This is a genomic window from Brevibacillus migulae (assembly GCF_004521915.1).
GTDB classification, from domain to species: Bacteria; Bacillota; Bacilli; order Brevibacillales; family Brevibacillaceae; genus Brevibacillus_F; species Brevibacillus_F migulae.
This window is the reverse complement of the sequence record NZ_SDKD01000007.1, coordinates 102,160-120,778: the sequence shown is the minus strand read 5'-3', so window position 1 is coordinate 120,778 and position 18,619 is coordinate 102,160. Positions and strand designations below refer to the sequence as shown.

The window sequence follows — 18,619 nt, the reverse complement described above, 5'->3', positions numbered from 1 at the left end:
GAGTAAAGGATGGTAAGGGGACAAATACTACCCCTGAACAACTGTGAACCTGGAAGGGGGTTGGGCATCATGAATCGTGCGCTAAAAACCTCATTGTTTTCCGTCATTACAGCGCAATTGTTGAAGATCCCCTTTGAATATATGCAAACGGGGAAATGGAATATCGGCACGATGTTTACGCCCGGAGGCATGCCGAGTTCTCATTCGGCAGGGGTATCTTCCCTGGCTACCTATGTCGGCTTGAAAAAAGGGTTTCAATCGGTCGACTTCTCGATTGCTGCCCTGTTAGGTCTGATCGTGATGTATGATGCTTCGGGAGTCCGCAGACATGCCGGGGAAACGGCAATTGTCGTCAATGACCTGGAGGAATCGATTGAAAAGCTGGCGGAAAGTCACCCCGAATTATCCAGTTACCGAAAAAGGGAAAAAGAGCTGAAAGAGCGCTTGGGTCATTTGCCTTCGGAGGTAGTAGCCGGAGCTGCTTATGGAGTGTTGGTTGGAATGCTCAGTTATCTTACCGGAAAAAGAAAACGCAGGCTGTTTTAGGAAACCGGGCTTCGCCTTGAAGCGGGGAGAGTCCGCTTAATGCGCAGGGATGGACAAATGGGCAAATCCAGAATGCTATTGTTACCACGATTGATTGCTGGCATGAGAATGGGAACCTATTGGCTCTACGGAAGAGTAAACGCAGACAGAGCCGTCCGCTCCCAATAAAATCGGAACCGGGTATTTCCGGAATGAAGAGAAGCAGCTGTGTTTGCCGGCTGCTTCTCTTTTTTCGAGTCATTTTCCCATTGGAGCCAGCAGGTCAGCGTGGCTCTGCAGATAGATCCACTTGCCATCGGGGCTTACTCCCACCACATTGGATTGGATGAAGAGATTGTCGGCGAGAATCGTAGTTGTCAGACGATCCGCATCATACAGCTTGAGCTGTTCCCTGTAGGGCGAATCGGCAGGTCCATCATGCCGATAGTCCTTATAGACCAGTTTGTGCGTGCCGGCAATCCAATGGCCTTCCCATAGATCCCTGTTAATCGATTGATCCCCGCGAAAGAGCCCGCCATTGGCAAAGAGGTGGTAGGCTCCGTCATCAGAAGCCGTATAACCGGAATAGGCATTGTCGGGAATGGGCGGGTTCCAGGGGCTGACTTTTTCGCTTTGCCAATCAAACAGGTAGCGAATTTCTTTGTATTCTCCCTCTTTTTGCATCGTGAAGGTCACTTGTTTCCCATTGTCCTGAAAGATGACAGGAAGTGGCTCGCCATTTAATTCGCTTTGGGGGACCGATCCTTTCAACGCTTTTGGAAACCGCTGCTGCGCGCCTGTCTGGACGTGATAAAGGAGCAGATCCAAGTCGCTCGTTTGCGTTGGGGCGCCAACGGCCATCAGTACGTATTGCCGGTCCAGGCTGAGAGCAGCGCCATGGATAAACGCTTTCATTTGGAGCTCGATGGCTGTATCGCTTTTGGGAATAAGCTTATCCGGTGCAGGCTTTTTGTAGAAAAAGCCTCGTGTGTCCACAACAAATGCTCCCGGCCCCCTGTAATGGGTACTCAGCTCGAAGGGATAGGGAGTCAGTTTCTTTTGCTCCCGGTCAAAGAGGGCGTACAGCCGCTCATAGTCTGCATCGCATTCACAATACTCGCCAAAACGGCTTAGGATCAGGTAACGGCTGTCTCGATCCAATGAGGTGATCGAATAATACGGTTTTTCAAAGCTGTGCAGCTTTTCTTTATGCTTGCCATCCGTTGAAATGCGCCATAGCTGCGGTGGAGCGTAAAGCACCGCGTGAAAGAAAGGCGCCTCGGTCAAGGTTTTCCCGCTGGCGGTCTTGGCTCCGCTCAGATCCAGTCGATAGGCGCGGTTGCCGAAATCAGGCACATTCGCTTGCGGGACATTCACCGTCACCTCCAGTTTATGGTCATGAATCCATTGGAGGGAGAGCTGCGGGACGATGTTTCTTGGATCCTCTTTTGTCTGTTTTTGCGCATTTTGCTCCAATGCTTGCTGGACAGAGGCGCGATCCATTGCTTCCTTGAAAAGGAATGTGTAGGTCTGTGGCTGGGGAGCTACAACGGTGGTAATCGGGGAACGCAGGCGCTGTTCTTCGTTGAGGATGATTATCGCGGGCTCTTCCATGCTCGCTGGATTGAGCGGCACAAATACGGTGCTGCCGCTGTTCTGCCGGGTTTCTGGAGCGGCTGGAGGTGTCTGTTCCTCATTTTTGGGCGGTGGCGTTTGTCCGGTGGCGTTGGGCCGGTCTTCGGGTGGGGAACACGACGCCAGCGCAACCGCCAAAAGCAGTGTAACAACCGTGAAAAACGGTTTTTTCATATCGTCCTTACCCCTTTGGAAAGTTTTGCTTCCTGTAAGACGGATGAAAAGAAGGAGTGTTTCCATTTTTCCGCAAACTGGTAAGATAGGTTCATAAGGACAGGGAAGGGAGAGATTTGATTGCTGCAAGATTTCAGATTGGCAGAAGTGCATGAACTGACCGATGATATGTATGGTTCGTTGGCCCGCTTATTGATCGATGTCGTGGGAGACGGGGCGTCGATCGGCTTTTTGCCGCCTTTGCGCGAGGAAGAGGCAGCCGGCTATTGGAAGGGGGTGCTGTCCCCGGACGTAAAACTGTGGGTGGTCTATCGCGGCGAGGAGCCGGTCGGGTCGGTCCAGCTGCATCTGTGCATGAAGGATAATGGAAAGCACCGCGCGGAAATCGCGAAGCTGATGGTGCATCCCACGGCCCGGCGCAATGGATTGGCCAAGCGCTTGATGCTGGAAGCAGAAACGGCAGCACGCGAAGACGGACGGTCGCTTCTGGTGCTCGATACGCGTGAAGGAGATCCTTCCAACCTGCTTTATCAATCGCTGGGATACGTGGAGGCAGGGCGGATTCCCCGCTTTGCGCGATCGGCAAATGGGCAGATGGACGGAACGGTTATCTATTATAAGGAGTTGGCAACTGTCTGATGGCTGGAGTCTTGGGATAAAGGCGGGGAGAGCCTGATCACTAAGCGAGAAGAGGAACAATCAAAATGAATTTCACCATGTTGGAACGGGGAATGGAAGATGGGAAGGAACACGATTTATAAAAGTGAACGTGGAAAACAATCCTTACTCACAAGGTATAACCAGTACCTACCTCTTCTGGAGACAAAGGTGGAGCGTACATTTGTAGAGACACGGTTTGGACGGACGCATGTTTTGGAGATGGGGCCCCGTGATGCGAAGCCTCTTATCATCCTGCAGGGTGGAAATTGCCTGAATCCCATGACGTTACTATGGTTTTCGCCTTTGTTAAACGGCTACCGGGTCATTGCTCCCGACACAATCGGACATCCAGGTTTTAGTGATGAAACGCGAATTTCCGCTCAAGATGAAAGTTTTGCCCTGTGGGTGATGGATATCCAAAACCATTACGGATGGGAGAGCTGCGCCTTTATCGGACCTTCCTTTGGGGGAGGGATCATTTTAAGGGTAGCTGCCCATATGCCGGAGAGAATTGCTTGCTCAGTATTGGTATCGCCCGCCGGCATTCATCTTGGCTCTAAAATGAACATGATCCAACATGTGCTGCTGCCCTTGCTGTGCTTTAAGCTTACTTCATCCCAAAGAGCGCTGCAGAAAATCGCCGATTCCATGTCAGCCGGGCATATGAGTGAGACAGATAAATGGATTATTGGCGAGATATTTCAATCGGTAGCGTTGGAACATGACATGCCTAAAATCGCTGAAAAGGATGAGCTTACGAGGTATTCCGCTCCCACCCTGTTGATTGCTGGCAAGCACGATCTGTTTTTTCCAGGTGAAGGCGTACAAATGCAGGCTAATAAAATCATACCCAATCTGAGAGCCAGCCATATTTACGACATGGGGCATTTTCCATCTGCGGAAGGCAAACAATCTATGAATCTGGAAATTCAGAAATTCCTACGAAGTTATTATGTAAGGGATTGATACTCTTATTGCGGTAAAGCCAGTCCAATCATAGACAGCTTTTCAGATACGCTTCAGATCCGCTTGGGCGGAACTGGGTGCTCTCGTGTGGACATGGTTGGAAAGGATACGATCAGATGATGGACACCGAACATGACATCCACAGATTGAAACAGATTTTGTTTCAAACTTGGTCATTGCAATCAAGCAGCAAATGGACCCCGCAGAATCCCGCGATGGGACAGTGCGGGGTAACCTCACTGGTGGTCCAGGAGCTGCTTGGTGGGCAACTCGTGAAAACCAAACTGCCTGTTGGGTGGCATTATTATAATGTCATCAATGGGCGGCGCTATGACTTTACCGAATCGCAATTTGCTGAAACCATCCGTTACGATGATCTGCTTGCCACGAGAGATGAGGCATTTTCGGACACGAACGATCGACAGTATCAGTATTTAAGACAGAGTGTTCTGCAGATGTGGAATGCTTCTTCCCTGATTGATAGGGATCTTTAGCGTGTCTCTTTCAAGAGCCGCGCTATTTTTTCAAGTTCCCCGCTTACTCGTTGTATCCCTGTCTCGGTATGCATCCAATGATCTTTCGTGATGTTGCGATTGTCTTTCAGCCCCAGCACATCAATGACTGAATCCTCAGGGGCATATGTTTCGCTGAGCATGAAAAACCGCCTCATAAAAAAGGCCTTTCCGGCTAATAAGACTGTTTTGTAGTGGAATCCTTGCTGAAGGGGAATGTGAAAGGAGAACTTCACGATCTCTTCCATGGAGGATCCTTCTGTAATATGGATGATGTCGTGTTCCGGGATCCCGCCTTCCACGAGGATTGGTTTATGTACTTCATATTCTGACTTGCCGTGCAGAAAACGATTTGGCGCGGAAGATAAGGTGATTTTCGAAAATCCTTCGTGTTGGTAAAGTTGGATGATTTGGTCATTTAACTCGGTATAATGCCCGGGGTGGTAGATCACGAGATCAGGGCGAACAAAGATGTGCTTGCGTTGCGCGAAGAGGAAATCGGAAATGGCGGTATACGTAGACATTTTATCAGCTCCATCTTTGCTTGTGGTAGGAAGGGCAACTCTACAAGACGAATGTAACATATTTCCTATCATTTTGTTTATTGGCCGTTCGTTCATAGCTGTGCCTGCGTTTTTGTTTGCGAAGGCCTAGGTGTGCGGCGGCTTTTTTGTTTGGAAACAATTTCCGCCAGAAAAATTTCATGCGACAGGTGTAAAAGCGAACGTTTGTTTGCTATACTAATAACAGAACGTCTGTTCGATTTTCTGTAGCGGGAGGAATGGGCATGCAGAGCAAGCGGATTATCTTCCTTGCCGACATGCAAAGTTTTTATGCCAGCATTGAAAAAGCAGCGAACCCTTCCTTGCAGGGCAAACCGGTTGTCGTAGCGGGGGATCCCGAGCGCAGGAGCGGTGTGGTTCTGGCCGCGTGTCCGATTGCCAAATCATACGGAGTGGCTTCGCCGGAGGCATTGTGGCAGGCGCAGCAAAAGTGCCGCGATCTGGTGGTGGTGAAGCCGAGGATGGAGATGTACATTCGGGCGTCCCTGCAAATCACCCGCATTTTTGAATCGTTTACGGATCTGGTGGAGCCTTATTCCATCGATGAGCAGTTCCTTGATGTGACGGGCAGCCTCTCGCTCTTTGGCGACCCCTGGAAGCTGGCGGAGACGATCCGCGAGCGGGTACGGCTGGAGACCGGCGTGATTTGCCGCATCGGCATCGGGGAGAACAAGATCCTGGCCAAGATGGCATGTGACAACTTTGCAAAGAAGCAGGAAAAAGGCATTTTTTGGCTGGAAAAAGAGAAGCTCCATGATACATTATGGCCGCTGCCGATCGAAAAGCTGTTTGGCGTCGGCTCGCGGATGAAGCGCCATCTTCACATGATGGGGATTTACCGGATTGGTCAAATGGCGGAAATGTCGCCTGCTGTGCTGACACGCCGCTGGGGAGTGAATGGCGAGGTTCTCTGGCGGACGGCCCATGGACTGGACGACTCGCCTGTCTCCCCGAAGACACATGATCTGCAAAAGGGGATTGGGCATCATATGACGCTGCCGCGCGATTACCATACGGCGCGGGAGATCAAGGTCGTCTTGCTGGAGCTGTGCGAGGAAGTGTGCCGCAGGGCGCGCAGCAAGCAGCTGATGGGCGGAGTGGTTTCCGTGGGCTGCCGGGGAGCCGATTTCGATACGCATACCGGCTTCTGGCGGCAGATGAAGCTGGATGACTGCACCAATGATGCGATGACGCTGTACAAGGCGGTTTGCCGTCTATTTGAACGGTATTGGCAGCATACGCCGGTGCGCAGCGTGGGCGTGCATCTGGGACAGCTGACCGAGGATGACGTGTGCCAGCTTGATTTTTTTGCCGATAAAGAGCGGCAGCGATCCCTCGCGTATGTGATGGACAGCATCCGTGCCAAGTATGGAAATGCTGCGATTTTGCGGGCATCCTCGCTGCTCAGTGCTGGGCAGGCACAGGAGCGCGCACGCAAAATCGGGGGGCATTATAAATGATCGACAAGCAGCAGGTGACACAGACGGACAACGAGAGATGGCTGGAGCTGTTGCGGGAATGCATCCTGCACGGCATGCTGTTCAAGGCAGCGATGTGGGATCTGGCGCTGCTCAGTCGGCAGCCTTTGAAAATTTCGTATCGCGCGGTATTGGAGGATCTGTCGCGTTGGGCGGAGCGGGAGCACAACCGGATCAAGGCGACGCTGCGACAGAACGGCTATGAGTTTGCGGGCACGCAAAAGCAGGGCAGCTTCTATGCGGTTCGGTTTCGTGAGCGCGGTTATTACCGGGAGGCCGTGTACTCGATCGAGGTATTGCGGGCGGAATGCCAGAAGCTCGTGGACAGATGGGTAGAACAGCGAAGAGAGGGATCACGATGAGAAATCGCACGGTATCGAAGAAGCAAAATCTGTTTGCAGCCAGCCGCTTTGTGCTGCCGGAGCATCGGGAGCTGTATTTGCAGATTCAGGAGGAGCAGCGCCGCTACGTGCCGCCGGAGCTGGATGAGCAGCAGCAGGCAGAGATCAGCGAGCAGCTCTGGACGGCTTACCAAGAGCGGGAGCAGCTGCGCCTGACTTATTATGACGGTACCTTCGCGCGAGAACGCAGAGGAATCATCCTCCATGTGGATCAGGGAACGCGCCGGCTCAAGCTCCAGACAGACGAGGAAACGATCTGGATACGTTTTTCAGCGGTTTTGGGCGCACGAGTGGAGTAAGAAACGCGGGAAAAGCAAATCGTAAAAAACAAAGCCCCGCAGTGAAAAGTGATGAGCCAGAGCGAGGCAGCAGAATGAAGCATGAAAAGAGCAAGGAATTCGCCGTTTTTCACCGATTTCCCGCTTAATTGCTTTTTGCTTCCACGAGGGTTTTGGCTGTATCGTAGGGATATCGCTTTTCACTATCATATACAGATCATTCAAAGGGGTAGAAACCAAAACATGTTGGCACAAGAAATGGGCACGATCCTGACCAAGCACGCGGACTGTATGACCGCAAAGCACTGGACGGAGATTGTCCAGCAGCTGGAGAGCAAAGGGTTGTATGTTGTCATTGAGACAGATACGAATGGCAAGATGATGAGCCCATTCGGCGGATTAATGCCGATGCCTTGCAAGAAAGAGACATTTTCCATTTTGACCGAAGAAGAGTTGGCCGCTAAGGGATTGCCGGTCGGTCACCATATTTTGACCAAAGCAAAGGAAAAAGTGGCAACGCTGTAAGAACAACTAGATGAGGTCCCTTCCAGTGGAATATGGAAGAGGACCTTTTTTCATGAGAACCCGATTACAACGGAGCGCGGCAGGGGCGGAGCCGATGCTCCTCAGCCGTGAGCCGTTTCGCCTTGAAATCAGTAACGCGCCAACCGGCTGCATCATCATTGCGGAAGCGGATGGTCACAAGGTCATAAGGTGGATTGTGAGGTCCTTCAAACGTCTCGACCTCGATCGTGATTTCAAACAGATAGGATAATGAGCGATCATCGCCTGGGTGATCGGAGGAAAAAAGCTGGCGAAAACCAAATCTTCCAGCAGTTGCTCACGGTTCTCTTCGCGGGCCTCTAACCCGCTGGCAGTCAGGGAAAACACGATGAGAAAAGAACAAAGGAGAAACAGCCGCTTCATATCGTCACCTGCTTTTGAGAGATGGGAAGGTTTTCTAGTTATTTTCCCGCAAATACAGGGAATTAATCCTGTGTAAACAGCTGAATGTGAGCGGCAGTCCAAAATCCGGATCATCGAATGGATATCAATGGTAATCAGGAGAAGGTACATAGCCCTAGGGCATTGGCAGTGGAGTCGAAAAATGTCGGAAAAGATGTTTTGTGAAAATAAGAAAATATTACTATAATCATTACTAGTTGAAGTTAATTTCTGCTTAAAAAATTTACAATCACATTACTTTCGACAATGGCAAACCCTTTGAAAATGGGGGGCGCAAAGCTATGGGTCTAAGGTTCCAAGAACTATGACAGCCAGTTTACCGAAAAAGTACCTCGGTGCACTTTTTTATGTGGTATCACTAAGGCTAGTTCCATCTTTCATGGAAGTAGCCTTTTTCTTTTATTTATTTATCGATACTTACTCAAGAAAGAAGGAATGCACACCCATGTTTTATCGAGTAGCCTTTAGTGCGATCAGCAGTATCCTGCTGGTGACCCTGTTTTTCGGGCAGTTTGCCAACGCAGCGGGAACAACTCAAACGGCCGTAACCTACGATATACCCGGAGTGATCCAACGCACTTCACCGAGCGTGGTAGCCATCATCGGAAAACCAACGGGAACGGATTATGAAAAGGAACGGTTTAATCTTGCGCATGGCACCGGAGTGGTTGTCAAAGCAGATGGCTGGATTGTGACGAACGCCCACGTTGTCAAAGATATGGCCAATCTGACTGTCGTTACTTTGGACGGCAGGCAATTCGATGGAAAAGTGACACATATGGATGAAGAAAGCGATCTGGCTTTGGTCAAAATTCAAGCGTATGGCTTGGTGCCAGCCAAATTTGCCGCACCGAACAATTTCAAGCTCGGTGAGACGGTCGTCGCCATTGGAACACCGATCTCCTTCACATTGCGAAATTCTGCATCAGCGGGAATCATCAGCGGGGCAAACCGTTCGGTGAATTCAACCTATCGGCTTTTGCAGACCGATGCAGCCGTAAACCCGGGAAATAGCGGGGGGCCATTGGTCAATCTGAGAGGAGAGGTTGTCGGGATCAACTCGCTCAAGTTCGTATCAGTCGGGATAGACAATCTAAGCTTTGCGATTCCTTCCGACACGGTTCAATACGTAATGCGCCACTTCTTTACCTATGGAAAAGTGAAGCGCCCTTATTTTGGAGCGGATCTGGAAGAAAGCTGGGCTGCTGTGGTAGGGCTGCCCACAAAGGAACCGCTTCGTGTCACGCTTGTAGAGGAAGGGTCACCTGCCGCTCTTGCTGGCATCCAGCCGGGCGATGTCATTTATTCGATCAATAATCAGGCGGTTACCTCTCTCGTCGATTTTAATGAGCTGCTGAAAAAGTATCTGCCCGGTCAGAAAGTGGAGATGGTCACACAATCACAGGGTGATATCGTCAAGAGATCGGTGCAATTCGGTGAAATGAAAAAATAAGAAAAGAGGATTCATGATGACCAAAAAAATATGGAAGAACGCATTGATTGCCAGCTGTATGATCCCAACGCTCGTATTTGGAACACCGGTATTCGCAAATACTTCGGCTGCAGGCCAAGTTGAGGTGAAGGTGAAGATAGGCGTAGCGAATGCGACAGTAAACGGGAGTGCAACCCCGATCGAAAAGCCCTATGCAACCAATACCGCCAAAATGATCCCGCTAAGTCTTCTCACATCGGCATTCGGCGCAAAGCAGCAATGGGACAACCAGACGCAAACCATCACCGTATCGTACGGCGGCAAGTCGATGACGTTAAAAGCAGGCAATAAAAATAGTACGGTAAATGGAAAAGCAGTGGCGCTTCCTGCCGCACCGGAAATCAAGAATGGAAAGACGATGGTGCCTATTGCTGTAGCGACACAATTAGGGATTACGGTTACCGAAAACGCGCAATCCGGTGAAATCATGCTGGTAGGGGCAAGTCAGGAAAGCAACAGCCAAGCGACGACAAAGCTTGATTCCGATTTAGGGAAAACCAAAATCGGCGACAGCTACATGGGCTGGTCCATGAAGTATCCGACCGGCTTGATCAAAAGCTATCAAAGCCATGAAGGAGATCAAATCTCTTTTAAAGACAACAAAGATAGCTACTGGCTGGACATCAGCATCTTCAAAGACCAGCCGGAGAACATGTCCAATGATGGCTTGGTGAAGTGGCTGACGGAGGACGAATATTACACGATATTGTCCAAAGGCTACGTGACAGAAGGAAGCCTGTCTTATGCCAAATCCGTCACCAAGGATGAAGATGGGTATATCAGTGAGAATCGTGCATACAAAATGGGCGACAAGATCTTTCATGTGATGTTAACGGTCAAGGATGAAGCTGATTATAAAAATCCTGCGAAATACAGAAGCTTCAAGGACTTGCTGGACAGCTTTGTTACCAGCTACAATCAAGCGGATCATTCGATCAAAGATTTGTCCAACGTGGAAAATGGTTATCGCTGGTTCGATTACGAAGACTTTGGCTTGCGAGTCAAAGTTCCTGTGGAGTGGATCAAAAACGATCGGAATGATTATGCCCATTTTTACAGTGAAGATCACATGGAGTGGCTTCGAATCAAGGTGAGCTCGTATAACGAAGGGGATACCCTGGACGACTGGGTCGCCAAGCATGAGCAGCTGTACCGGGAGCTTTTTGTGGATAAGTATCTGGAAGTCGACAGCAACATCGAGACGACTACCGTCGCCGGCGTGACAGCGAAAGAAAGAGAGTATGAGACGCCAGATGGTGTCAACATGTATCCGGAGCACGATATCTATTTGTATAAGGGCAAGTACAAGTTTTATATCGAGATTGGCTACAACAAGAACGAAGATCCGGCAAAAATCAAGGCAAGGATCAATACCATCAAAAACTCGCTTTCGATCAATGAAGCGAAAATGAACCCTTCCCTGGGGACGATTCAGGACGATGATCTGTTTAACAGGGAGAATGTGATTACGGTAAAAGACAGCAAATATAAATATTCCATTGATGTTCCTGAATATTGGAAAGAAGACAGAAGTTCCAATGGCGAAGGATTTACAACGTTTGTTTTTGACGGTGGAAATTTCAATGTGTTCCCTACACCGGAGAGTTACTCAGAAGTCCGGGATGGTTTTCTCAAGATACTTCAAGAAGAGAAAAGTGAACATTTTTCAATAGTAAAAAACGAAAGAGTCACGATCCAAGGGGTTGAAGGGACTCATTACGTTTTTCATTTCGAAATAGCAGGCGTCGATATTGTGAGAGAAGGGTATATCTTCCGCAAAGGAAAATATACGTATTTGTTCGGATGGAATGTGAAGGAAGTAATGAATACGGAAGTCCTTAAAAAGAGAATTGAAAACGCACTTAACTCCTTTAAGGTATTGGAATAGTTCAAAACAGCCAGGGGGACTCTTCGTGAAAACGAGGAGTCCTTTTTGACATCCTAACTGCCAGCCAGCCATAGCTTTTCCCCTCTCCTTACGAAGGATTTGGTTGTATTGATAAAGAAAAAAGATATACAGGTCAAGCATCCCATACGAAACCGTAGAGTGAAGAGGAGCTATCATCGTGAAAAACTTTATGATCGGACAATATGGAGGTTTCGATCAGCAAAAATTCCAGCGAGATTTCAAGCGGGGCTTTTACGGGGTTGAAGCCTGTCTCTCCATTCCGAACAAGATATATCTATGAAACGGATTTTTTGGAAAAACCGCTTCGTACCTATGATCGGATCAAGCTTTGCTTGGATACAGCGAGACTCCATTTGCAGGATACAATCGACCTCATTTCGATGCAAAACAGGTGATCAAGAGATATGCCAAGTACACCGAGATCCTTCATTTATCCAATGTCCGTGTACAGGAAAGAGCGGAATTCAATCATCATCCGGTATTGCCCGAATTGCGAGGGGAGGAAGGCTGGGCGCCCATTGAGAGTATCTAACGCTAATTGCCCGTGAAAACAGAGAAGTGAAAATCCTGTTTGAGCATCGTTCTGACTGGATTAGTGATGAGCAGCTGGATCGATTCTACGAGTGGGTATGCAGTTTGTTGCGAAAGGGAGAGGGAGAAAACCATGCTTGAGACGGAACGCCTCTATTTAAAATCATACAAAAAGGAAGACCTCGATTCTGTACTTCCCATCTTGTCTGATCCCCACACCATGAGTTTTTGGCCAGCGCCGTTTACAAGAGAACAGGCGGAGGCTTGGGTAGACAAACAAGTGATGATGAACAAGCAGATTGGCTTTGGCAGATTTGTGGTCATTGAAAAGAAAACCAATCAAATAATCGGTGACTGCGGAATCATGCGAGCGTTCATAAACGGAAAAGAAGAAAACGATCTGGGATATATCATCGACGCGAAAAAGTGGAGACAAGGGTACGGCTACGAGGCTGCAAAGGCAAGTCTGGACTATGCGATTCATCAACTGGGTCTGAGCAGAATATGCGCAAACATGGCGTACAATCATTCAGCGTCGATTCGTCTTGCGGAAAAGCTCGGGATGATAAAAGAAGAGGAGTATAGAAATGAACGAAATCGAAATCTGCTGACGTATGTATATGTTTGGAAAAGATGAAAACGAAACACTTGCAAACTTGCAAAGAAAGGAATATACTCACATAGTGATTGGTCAATCAATAATGAAAAACAAACCAGGCAAGGTGGAGATCAAGAAGCATGAGTAAAGGAAACGCATCCTCCGTCAATCGGCGTACCGAGATCGTATCTGCGGCTATTGAAGTATTTGCGGAGATTGGCTACTATCGGGCGACGACGGCACAAGTCGCGGAGCGGGCATCCATTTCACAGCCATACGTGTACCGCTTCTTCACAAAAGAGTCGCTGCTGGTGGAATCGCTGGAAGTGTCGTGGCAGCGCATTGTGCATGAATTTCAGCGCGTGATTGAAACAACGGTCCCAGAGCAGCTCGAGGCAAGGCTGATCCGTGCCTACGAGGAGATTATGGACTCCCATCGCAATGAAATTCTGCTGCAAATGCAGGCACAGACGATCCGGGACGAACCGATCCGGGAGGCGATGCAACGGGGAATGAAGCAGGTGAAAGAGCTGGTTCAGCAGGCTTTTGAACAGGCAGGCTTTGCCAATGCACATGAGCGGACATCGGATTTTCTGGCGAGAGGCATGCTGTGCAACGTAGCGATGGCCATGGATATGCCGGAATTGATGGCAAAGAAAAAGTAGAGAGAAATTTTTTTTTAAAGAATAGTAATTGATCAATCAATAACTAAAAGAATGGAGTTGGAGAGAATGAAAAAAGCAATCGTATTAGGCGCGACAGGCGGAGTAGGGAAGCCATTGGTGACAGAATTAATCCGACGGGGTGTTGAAACAGTAGCATTTGGCAGATCCGCAGCAAAACTGGAAAGTCTGGCCAGAGAACTCGGGAATCCAACATTGCTGAGGCTTGAAACCGGTGATGCGTTCAAACCCGGAGATATTGTTCGCGCTGCCCGAGGAGCGGAAGTCATGTTTCATAGCGCAAATATCCCTTATCACGAGATGGAGTCGCGGCTGCTGCCGCTCGGAGAGGCTGTCATGCAGGCTGCGGAAAAGCTGGAAATGAAAGTGGTTGTGGTGGATGGCATCTATCCGTACGGAAGAAAGACGGTGGAAAGGGCAACGGAGGACCATCCGAAACGCCCTCATACGCGAAAGGGAAAGGTTCGCTTAGCATATGAGCAGCTGATCTTTCATCCTCGTTGGCAAAAAGCGAAGCCTCTGATCGTACGGCTGCCCGATTACTACGGACCTTCCGCGCAAGCGTCTTATTTAAACGTGACGATGGAAGCCATCGCAGCAGGAAAACCGACTGCGTTTATCGGCAACATGAAGATTCCACGCGAGTATGTGTATCTTCCGGACGCGGCGCATATGATCGCAGAAATCGCTGAACGTCCCGAATCGTATGGACAGAATTGGCACATCCCCGGTCCAGGAGTCATCTCCGGGCATGAACTGGTACGCATCGCGCAGCGGGCAAGCGGAAAAAGAAAGCTGGTTGTTCCTCTTGGACGCATCGGTCTTTCGCTCATCGGTTTGTTCAATCCGGTCATGAAGGAAGTAGTGGAAATGCTTTATCTTACAGAGGAGCCTTTTATCCTGAGCGGAGAAAAGTATGAACGTGAGATTGGACCGATCAAGTGGACCCCGCACGAGCAAGCGATCACCGAAACGATTCACACCTTGATGGAACACAATCAAATCATCAAATAGAAGTAGCGAAGAGCACGGCAAAAGATACGGTTTGCCGTGCTTTTTTTGCATATGTCGCACCTTCATATGAAATTTTGTCAACAAGAGGTGTGACGAATATGCGTTTTCATTTTGTTGAACCTATCATGTAACCGCTTTATATTTAAGCCAGAACAGAAATTTATTCTTATCCTTCATCCTAAATAGATGAAAAGGGAGGTATGGAACACATGGAAATGAAAGCGGACTCTTCCGTACGTGTAGGGATTCAAAAGTTTGGCCGCTTCCTCAGCGGGATGGTGATGCCGAATATCGGGGCGTTCATCGCATGGGGACTCATTACAGCACTCTTTATCCCGACGGGTTGGATCCCGAATGAAAATCTCGCAAAGCTCGTAGGACCGATGATCACTTATCTGCTGCCGCTCTTGATCGGCTATACAGGAGGAAAATTGGTTCACGATGTGAGAGGGGGCGTGGTCGGTGCAGTCGCTACGATGGGGGTCATCGTGGGGACCGACATCCCGATGTTTTTGGGAGCCATGCTCATGGGACCACTCGGCGGTTGGGTTATCAAAAGATTTGACAAAGCCATTGAAGGAAAAGTGCGTTCCGGCTTTGAAATGTTAGTGAACAACTTCTCAGCAGGCATTATCGGGGGACTGCTCACCCTGTTGGCCTTCCTCGCCATCGGACCGGTTGTTGCCGGTTTGAGCAAAGCGCTGGCAGCAGGAGTGCAGGTAATCGTGGATGCAGGGCTGCTTCCACTCGCAAACATCCTCATCGAACCAGCAAAAATCTTGTTCCTGAATAATGCGATCAACCATGGTATTTTAAGCCCGCTGGGTGTAGATCAAGCAGCGCAAACGGGTCAATCGATCTTTTTCATGCTGGAAACGAACCCGGGTCCAGGTCTGGGTATACTAATGGCATATTGGCTGGTCGGCAGAGGCTCTGCGAAGCAATCCGCTCCGGGTGCTGTAATCATTCACTTCCTCGGGGGGATTCACGAGATCTACTTCCCGTACATTTTGATGAATCCACGTTTGCTTTTGGCTGTGATCGCGGGCGGTATGGCCGGTGTATTCACATTCGTACTGTTCGGTGCCGGATTGGTCGCACCACCTTCACCAGGCAGTATCTTCGCCTTGATGGCGATGGCTCCAAAAGGCGGCCTTCTCCCGGTACTCGCTGGTGTGCTCATCGCGGCAGCTGTCTCCTTCGTTGTGGCAGCGCTGCTGTTGAAAACAAGCAAACAGGACGCTGAAGAAGGCGATCTGGAAGAAGCGACAGCGAAAATGAAAGAGCTGAAAGGCAACAAGCAAGAGGTGGCAGCAGCATCTGCAGCAGCACCTGTAAAATCCGCAGCTGAAGTGAAAAAAGTCGTCTTTGCCTGCGATGCGGGAATGGGCTCCAGTGCGATGGGCGCCTCTACGCTGCGCAAAAAATTCAAGGATGCTGGCTTGGATATCACCGTAACGAACACGGCAATCAATGAGATCCCGGCTGATGCGGACATCGTCGTCACACATAAAAACTTAACAGAGCGCGCCAAACAAAAAGTGCCACAGGCTGAACACATTTCCATCGAGAATTTCCTCGGCAGCCCGGAGTATGACAAATTGGTACAGCGCCTGAAATAACATGTCGTGACGCTAGTTTGTGCAAAAACTAGCGTCCACTTTTCATTACCCAAGGGGGAATGTCCGATGCGTTTCTCCTCAAGACAAAAGATGATTTTGGCCAAATTGCTGCAGGAACCTAAAGAGATCACCATCCGTGAGATCGCTGATGAGATCGAGGTGAGCACACGTACGGTTCACCGTGAATTGGATGAACTGGAGCCGGCGCTCGGTGCGTATAAGCTTGCCTTGCGCAAGAAAATCGGGATAGGGGTACAGCTTCATGGAGAGCCTGAAAGCAAGGAAGCGCTCCGCCAGGACCTGTTTCAAACCACCCCTGGCGATTTTTCGCCCCACGAACGGAAAATGGTTCTTTTTTGCACCCTGCTTGGAGCCAATGAGCCTGTCAAGCTGATCTCACTGGCCCATGATTTAAAAGTAACGACGGCCACTGTCAGTCATGACCTGGACGAATTGGAGGAGAAGTTTCATCAGTACGGCCTGCAGCTGGTACGGCGCAGAGGCTATGGGATCGAGCTGCAGGGCAATGAGGCAGCCAAAAGGGTCGCGATCACCAGTCTGATTTCAGAGAATCTCAATGAATATGAAGTGATAGCGGCCATCAAAGATTCCATTCAGCAAAAGACCCATCAACGGATCAATTCGGTATCCGAACGGCTGCTGGGATTGATTGAAAAAGAAAAGCTGATCGTAGTGGAAAAGGCTTTGCGCGATCTGGAACAGGATCTTCCCTACCCGTTGGCGGACAGTGCGTTTATTGGATTGGTGATCCATCTGGCTTTGGCAATCGAACGGGTGGAAAAAGGGGAGAATATTCAATTTCATCAAGAATATTTGAAGCAGCTCGTAGACACACAGGAATACCAGGTCGCCGAAAAGATCCTGCAGCGTTTGGAAACATTGCTGCAATGGGAGATTCCCAAAGACGAGATCGGCTACATTACCATGCATTTGCGCGGTGCCAAGATGCGCAACGCATACGGGGAAACCCATCTTTCCGCCAATGTCGAGCTGATGACGAAAGTCAAGCAGCTCATCACCGTCATGGAGGAAAAACTGCAAGTCGATTTTGCCGATGATCAATCGCTGCTGCAGGGGCTGTTAACCCATATGGAGCCGGCTCTGTTCCGGATTATCCGGGAAATGCGGATCCGCAATCCGTTGGTGGAGCAGATCAAAAAGGACTACGAGGTCGTTTTTGCCGCGTTGACAGAAGCCGTTCAGCAAGTTTTTCCCGAATTTGCGATCCCGGAAGCGGAAATCGGCTACTTGGTGATGCATTTTGGAGCGGCGCTGGAGCGGCTGCATTGGCACAATGAACGCTATCGCGCCTTGATTGTCTGCTCCAGCGGAATCGGCTCGTCGAAAATCCTGGCCAGCCGGATCAAGAAGGAAATTCCCGAGATCACCGCACTGCGCAACATCTCCTTATTCGAGATCAGCCAGGTGCCCCAGCAAGAGTATGATGTGATCATTTCGACCATACCGCTTCCGAATCATCAGGAGGACTATATCTTGGTCAGTCCGCTGCTGGCCAAGGACGATATCCAAAAGATCAAGGGATTCCTAAAAGGAATTCAACGCAAGCTTTCGCCGAAGCGCAGAACGGTCAGAACCGAAACAGCTGCCCAGACTGCCATCCTGCAGCTGAAGGCAGTACACACGTATGTGACAGAAGCGTTAGGCCTGATCGACCGGTTTCATCATGGTGTGGTCAGGGATACCACAGCAGGCTTGGAAGCGACTTTGCGAGAGATCTGCGAAGACGTGCAGGCAACGGGATCGATTGCGGATGCAGCACTCGTGGTCAAACAGCTGCTTGATCGCGAGAAATTGGGTGGACTGGGCATACCGGGCACGTCGCTTGCCTTGTTCCATTGCCGCGGCGATCAGATTGAAGTTCCAGTTTTTGCGGTTTATCAGCTTCCGGGGCCTCTTCGCATTCGTTCCATGGAAAATGATTGGATCGAGATCCGGACGATTCTGCTCCTGCTCGGGCCGCAGAAGATCAACAAAGAAGCATTGGAGCTGATGAGTGAAATCAGCTCGCTGTTTATCGAGGAAGAAGCGATTCGCCTGTTCGGTTCAGGTGAGGAAGCAGAGATGAAAGCCTATATGGCGAAAAGACTCAGAGACTATACGAGTAACAGGATAAGAGTGGAGGAATAAAAACCATGGCACAAAACATACTGTCAACCGATAAAATCGTGCTGAACGCTGCGGTAGCGAATAAAAAGGAAGCCATCGAGCTTGCAGGAAAATTGTTGGTGGATGCGGGTCACGTAGAAGCTGAATATGTAGAAAAAATGCTGGAGCGTGAGCAGCTGTTAACGACGTATCTGGGAAATGGGGTAGCGATTCCGCATGGCACCAACGAATCGAAGCAATGGATCAAGTCCACAGGCATATCCATTGTGCAGGTGCCAGGGGGTGTTGACTTTGGCGAAGGGAACACCGCATATGTGCTGATCGGGATCGCAGGTGTCGGCGACGAGCATCTGGAGATCCTGTCCAACATTGCAGTCGTCTGTTCCGAGGAGGAAAATGTAAAACGACTGATTGAGACGTCCTCGAAAGAACAGATCATCGCGATCCTGGCAGAGGGGGAATAA

20 protein-coding genes and 1 riboswitch are annotated in these 18,619 nt (G+C 49.7%); of the genes, 17 read left to right on the top strand and 3 right to left on the bottom strand.

The features are described from left to right. Positions 1 to 69 precede the first annotated feature (69 nt). Positions 70 to 546 carry a divergent PAP2 family protein gene (locus EIZ37_RS10175; RefSeq protein ID WP_134684490.1) on the top strand — a complete coding sequence of 159 codons (477 nt, stop codon included), beginning with the start codon at positions 70 to 72 and terminating at the stop codon, positions 544 to 546. A 237-nt stretch (positions 547 to 783) separates the two neighbouring features. Here the strand turns inward: EIZ37_RS10175 and EIZ37_RS10170 are convergent, their stop codons facing one another. Then, the gene (locus tag EIZ37_RS10170) at positions 784 to 2,334 is read right to left on the bottom strand and encodes a hypothetical protein (RefSeq protein WP_134684489.1); all 1,551 of its coding nucleotides are present in this window, start codon (positions 2,332 to 2,334) and stop codon (positions 784 to 786) included. A gap of 123 nt (positions 2,335 to 2,457) precedes the next feature. On the opposite strand from EIZ37_RS10170, the gene EIZ37_RS10165 reads away from it, so the two are divergent. From EIZ37_RS10165 to EIZ37_RS10155, 3 genes are all read left to right on the top strand, one after another. Beyond that, the gene (locus EIZ37_RS10165) at positions 2,458 to 2,973 is read left to right on the top strand and encodes a GNAT family N-acetyltransferase (RefSeq protein WP_328591352.1); all 516 of its coding nucleotides are present in this window, start codon (positions 2,458 to 2,460) and stop codon (positions 2,971 to 2,973) included. A 189-nt stretch (positions 2,974 to 3,162) separates the two neighbouring features. After that, positions 3,163 to 3,960, top strand: coding sequence for an alpha/beta fold hydrolase (locus tag EIZ37_RS10160; RefSeq protein ID WP_235827947.1), 798 nt, complete (start codon positions 3,163 to 3,165; stop codon positions 3,958 to 3,960). Between the two features lie 116 nt (positions 3,961 to 4,076). Beyond that, positions 4,077 to 4,454, top strand: coding sequence for a YunG family protein (locus EIZ37_RS10155; protein WP_407921131.1), 378 nt, complete (start codon positions 4,077 to 4,079; stop codon positions 4,452 to 4,454). Here EIZ37_RS10155 and EIZ37_RS10150 read toward each other — a convergent pair. After that, positions 4,451 to 4,996: a YdcF family protein gene (locus EIZ37_RS10150; RefSeq protein ID WP_134684487.1), complete on the bottom strand. Its 546-nt coding sequence runs from the start codon at positions 4,994 to 4,996 to the stop codon at positions 4,451 to 4,453. The two genes, EIZ37_RS10155 and EIZ37_RS10150, sit on opposite strands and share 4 nt — an antisense overlap. Before the next feature lie 257 nt (positions 4,997 to 5,253). Between EIZ37_RS10150 and EIZ37_RS10145 the strand changes: the two genes are divergently transcribed. From EIZ37_RS10145 to EIZ37_RS10130, 4 genes are all read left to right on the top strand, one after another. Continuing rightward, positions 5,254 to 6,495, top strand: coding sequence for a DNA polymerase IV (locus EIZ37_RS10145; protein ID WP_134684486.1), 1,242 nt, complete (start codon positions 5,254 to 5,256; stop codon positions 6,493 to 6,495). Next, the gene (locus EIZ37_RS10140) at positions 6,492 to 6,875 is read left to right on the top strand and encodes a hypothetical protein (protein WP_134684485.1); all 384 of its coding nucleotides are present in this window, start codon (positions 6,492 to 6,494) and stop codon (positions 6,873 to 6,875) included. The genes EIZ37_RS10145 and EIZ37_RS10140 overlap by 4 nt, the downstream gene beginning before the upstream one ends. Beyond that, positions 6,872 to 7,213 (top strand): YolD-like family protein, encoded by a 342-nt coding sequence (locus EIZ37_RS10135; protein ID WP_134684484.1) that lies wholly within the window; start codon positions 6,872 to 6,874, stop codon positions 7,211 to 7,213. The genes EIZ37_RS10140 and EIZ37_RS10135 overlap by 4 nt, the downstream gene beginning before the upstream one ends. Positions 7,214 to 7,435: 222 nt before the next feature. Further along, entirely contained in the window at positions 7,436 to 7,717 is a 282-nt protein-coding gene (locus EIZ37_RS10130; RefSeq protein ID WP_134684483.1) for a hypothetical protein, read from the top strand. A 64-nt stretch (positions 7,718 to 7,781) separates the two neighbouring features. Here EIZ37_RS10130 and EIZ37_RS26725 read toward each other — a convergent pair whose 3' ends face one another. Continuing rightward, positions 7,782 to 7,943, bottom strand: a complete 162-nt coding sequence (locus EIZ37_RS26725; RefSeq protein ID WP_407921134.1) for a hypothetical protein — start codon at positions 7,941 to 7,943, stop codon at positions 7,782 to 7,784. A gap of 453 nt (positions 7,944 to 8,396) precedes the next feature. Further along, a riboswitch (cyclic di-GMP riboswitch) is annotated at positions 8,397 to 8,482 on the top strand. A 121-nt stretch (positions 8,483 to 8,603) separates the two neighbouring features. Between EIZ37_RS26725 and EIZ37_RS10120 the strand changes: the two genes are divergently transcribed. From EIZ37_RS10120 to EIZ37_RS10080, 9 genes are all read left to right on the top strand, one after another. After that, entirely contained in the window at positions 8,604 to 9,611 is a 1,008-nt protein-coding gene (locus EIZ37_RS10120; RefSeq protein ID WP_205683816.1) for a S1C family serine protease, read from the top strand. Positions 9,612 to 9,624: 13 nt separating this feature from the next. Next, entirely contained in the window at positions 9,625 to 11,538 is a 1,914-nt protein-coding gene (locus EIZ37_RS10115; protein WP_134684481.1) for a stalk domain-containing protein, read from the top strand. 412 nt (positions 11,539 to 11,950) lie between these two features. Then, positions 11,951 to 12,091: a hypothetical protein gene (locus EIZ37_RS26365; protein WP_235827945.1), complete on the top strand. Its 141-nt coding sequence runs from the start codon at positions 11,951 to 11,953 to the stop codon at positions 12,089 to 12,091. A 132-nt stretch (positions 12,092 to 12,223) separates the two neighbouring features. Then, positions 12,224 to 12,727 (top strand): GNAT family N-acetyltransferase, encoded by a 504-nt coding sequence (locus tag EIZ37_RS10105; RefSeq protein ID WP_167568784.1) that lies wholly within the window; start codon positions 12,224 to 12,226, stop codon positions 12,725 to 12,727. A gap of 101 nt (positions 12,728 to 12,828) precedes the next feature. Continuing rightward, positions 12,829 to 13,353 (top strand): TetR/AcrR family transcriptional regulator, encoded by a 525-nt coding sequence (locus tag EIZ37_RS10100; RefSeq protein WP_134684479.1) that lies wholly within the window; start codon positions 12,829 to 12,831, stop codon positions 13,351 to 13,353. A 66-nt stretch (positions 13,354 to 13,419) separates the two neighbouring features. Next, positions 13,420 to 14,385 carry an NAD-dependent epimerase/dehydratase family protein gene (locus EIZ37_RS10095; protein WP_134684478.1) on the top strand — a complete coding sequence of 322 codons (966 nt, stop codon included), beginning with the start codon at positions 13,420 to 13,422 and terminating at the stop codon, positions 14,383 to 14,385. Positions 14,386 to 14,585: 200 nt separating this feature from the next. After that, on the top strand, positions 14,586 to 16,007 hold the full coding sequence (locus tag EIZ37_RS10090; protein ID WP_134684477.1) for a PTS mannitol transporter subunit IICB: 1,422 nt from the start codon (positions 14,586 to 14,588) through the stop codon (positions 16,005 to 16,007). A 66-nt stretch (positions 16,008 to 16,073) separates the two neighbouring features. Further along, the gene (locus EIZ37_RS10085) at positions 16,074 to 18,176 is read left to right on the top strand and encodes a BglG family transcription antiterminator (protein WP_134684476.1); all 2,103 of its coding nucleotides are present in this window, start codon (positions 16,074 to 16,076) and stop codon (positions 18,174 to 18,176) included. A gap of 5 nt (positions 18,177 to 18,181) precedes the next feature. Next, positions 18,182 to 18,619 (top strand): PTS sugar transporter subunit IIA, encoded by a 438-nt coding sequence (locus tag EIZ37_RS10080; protein ID WP_134684475.1) that lies wholly within the window; start codon positions 18,182 to 18,184, stop codon positions 18,617 to 18,619.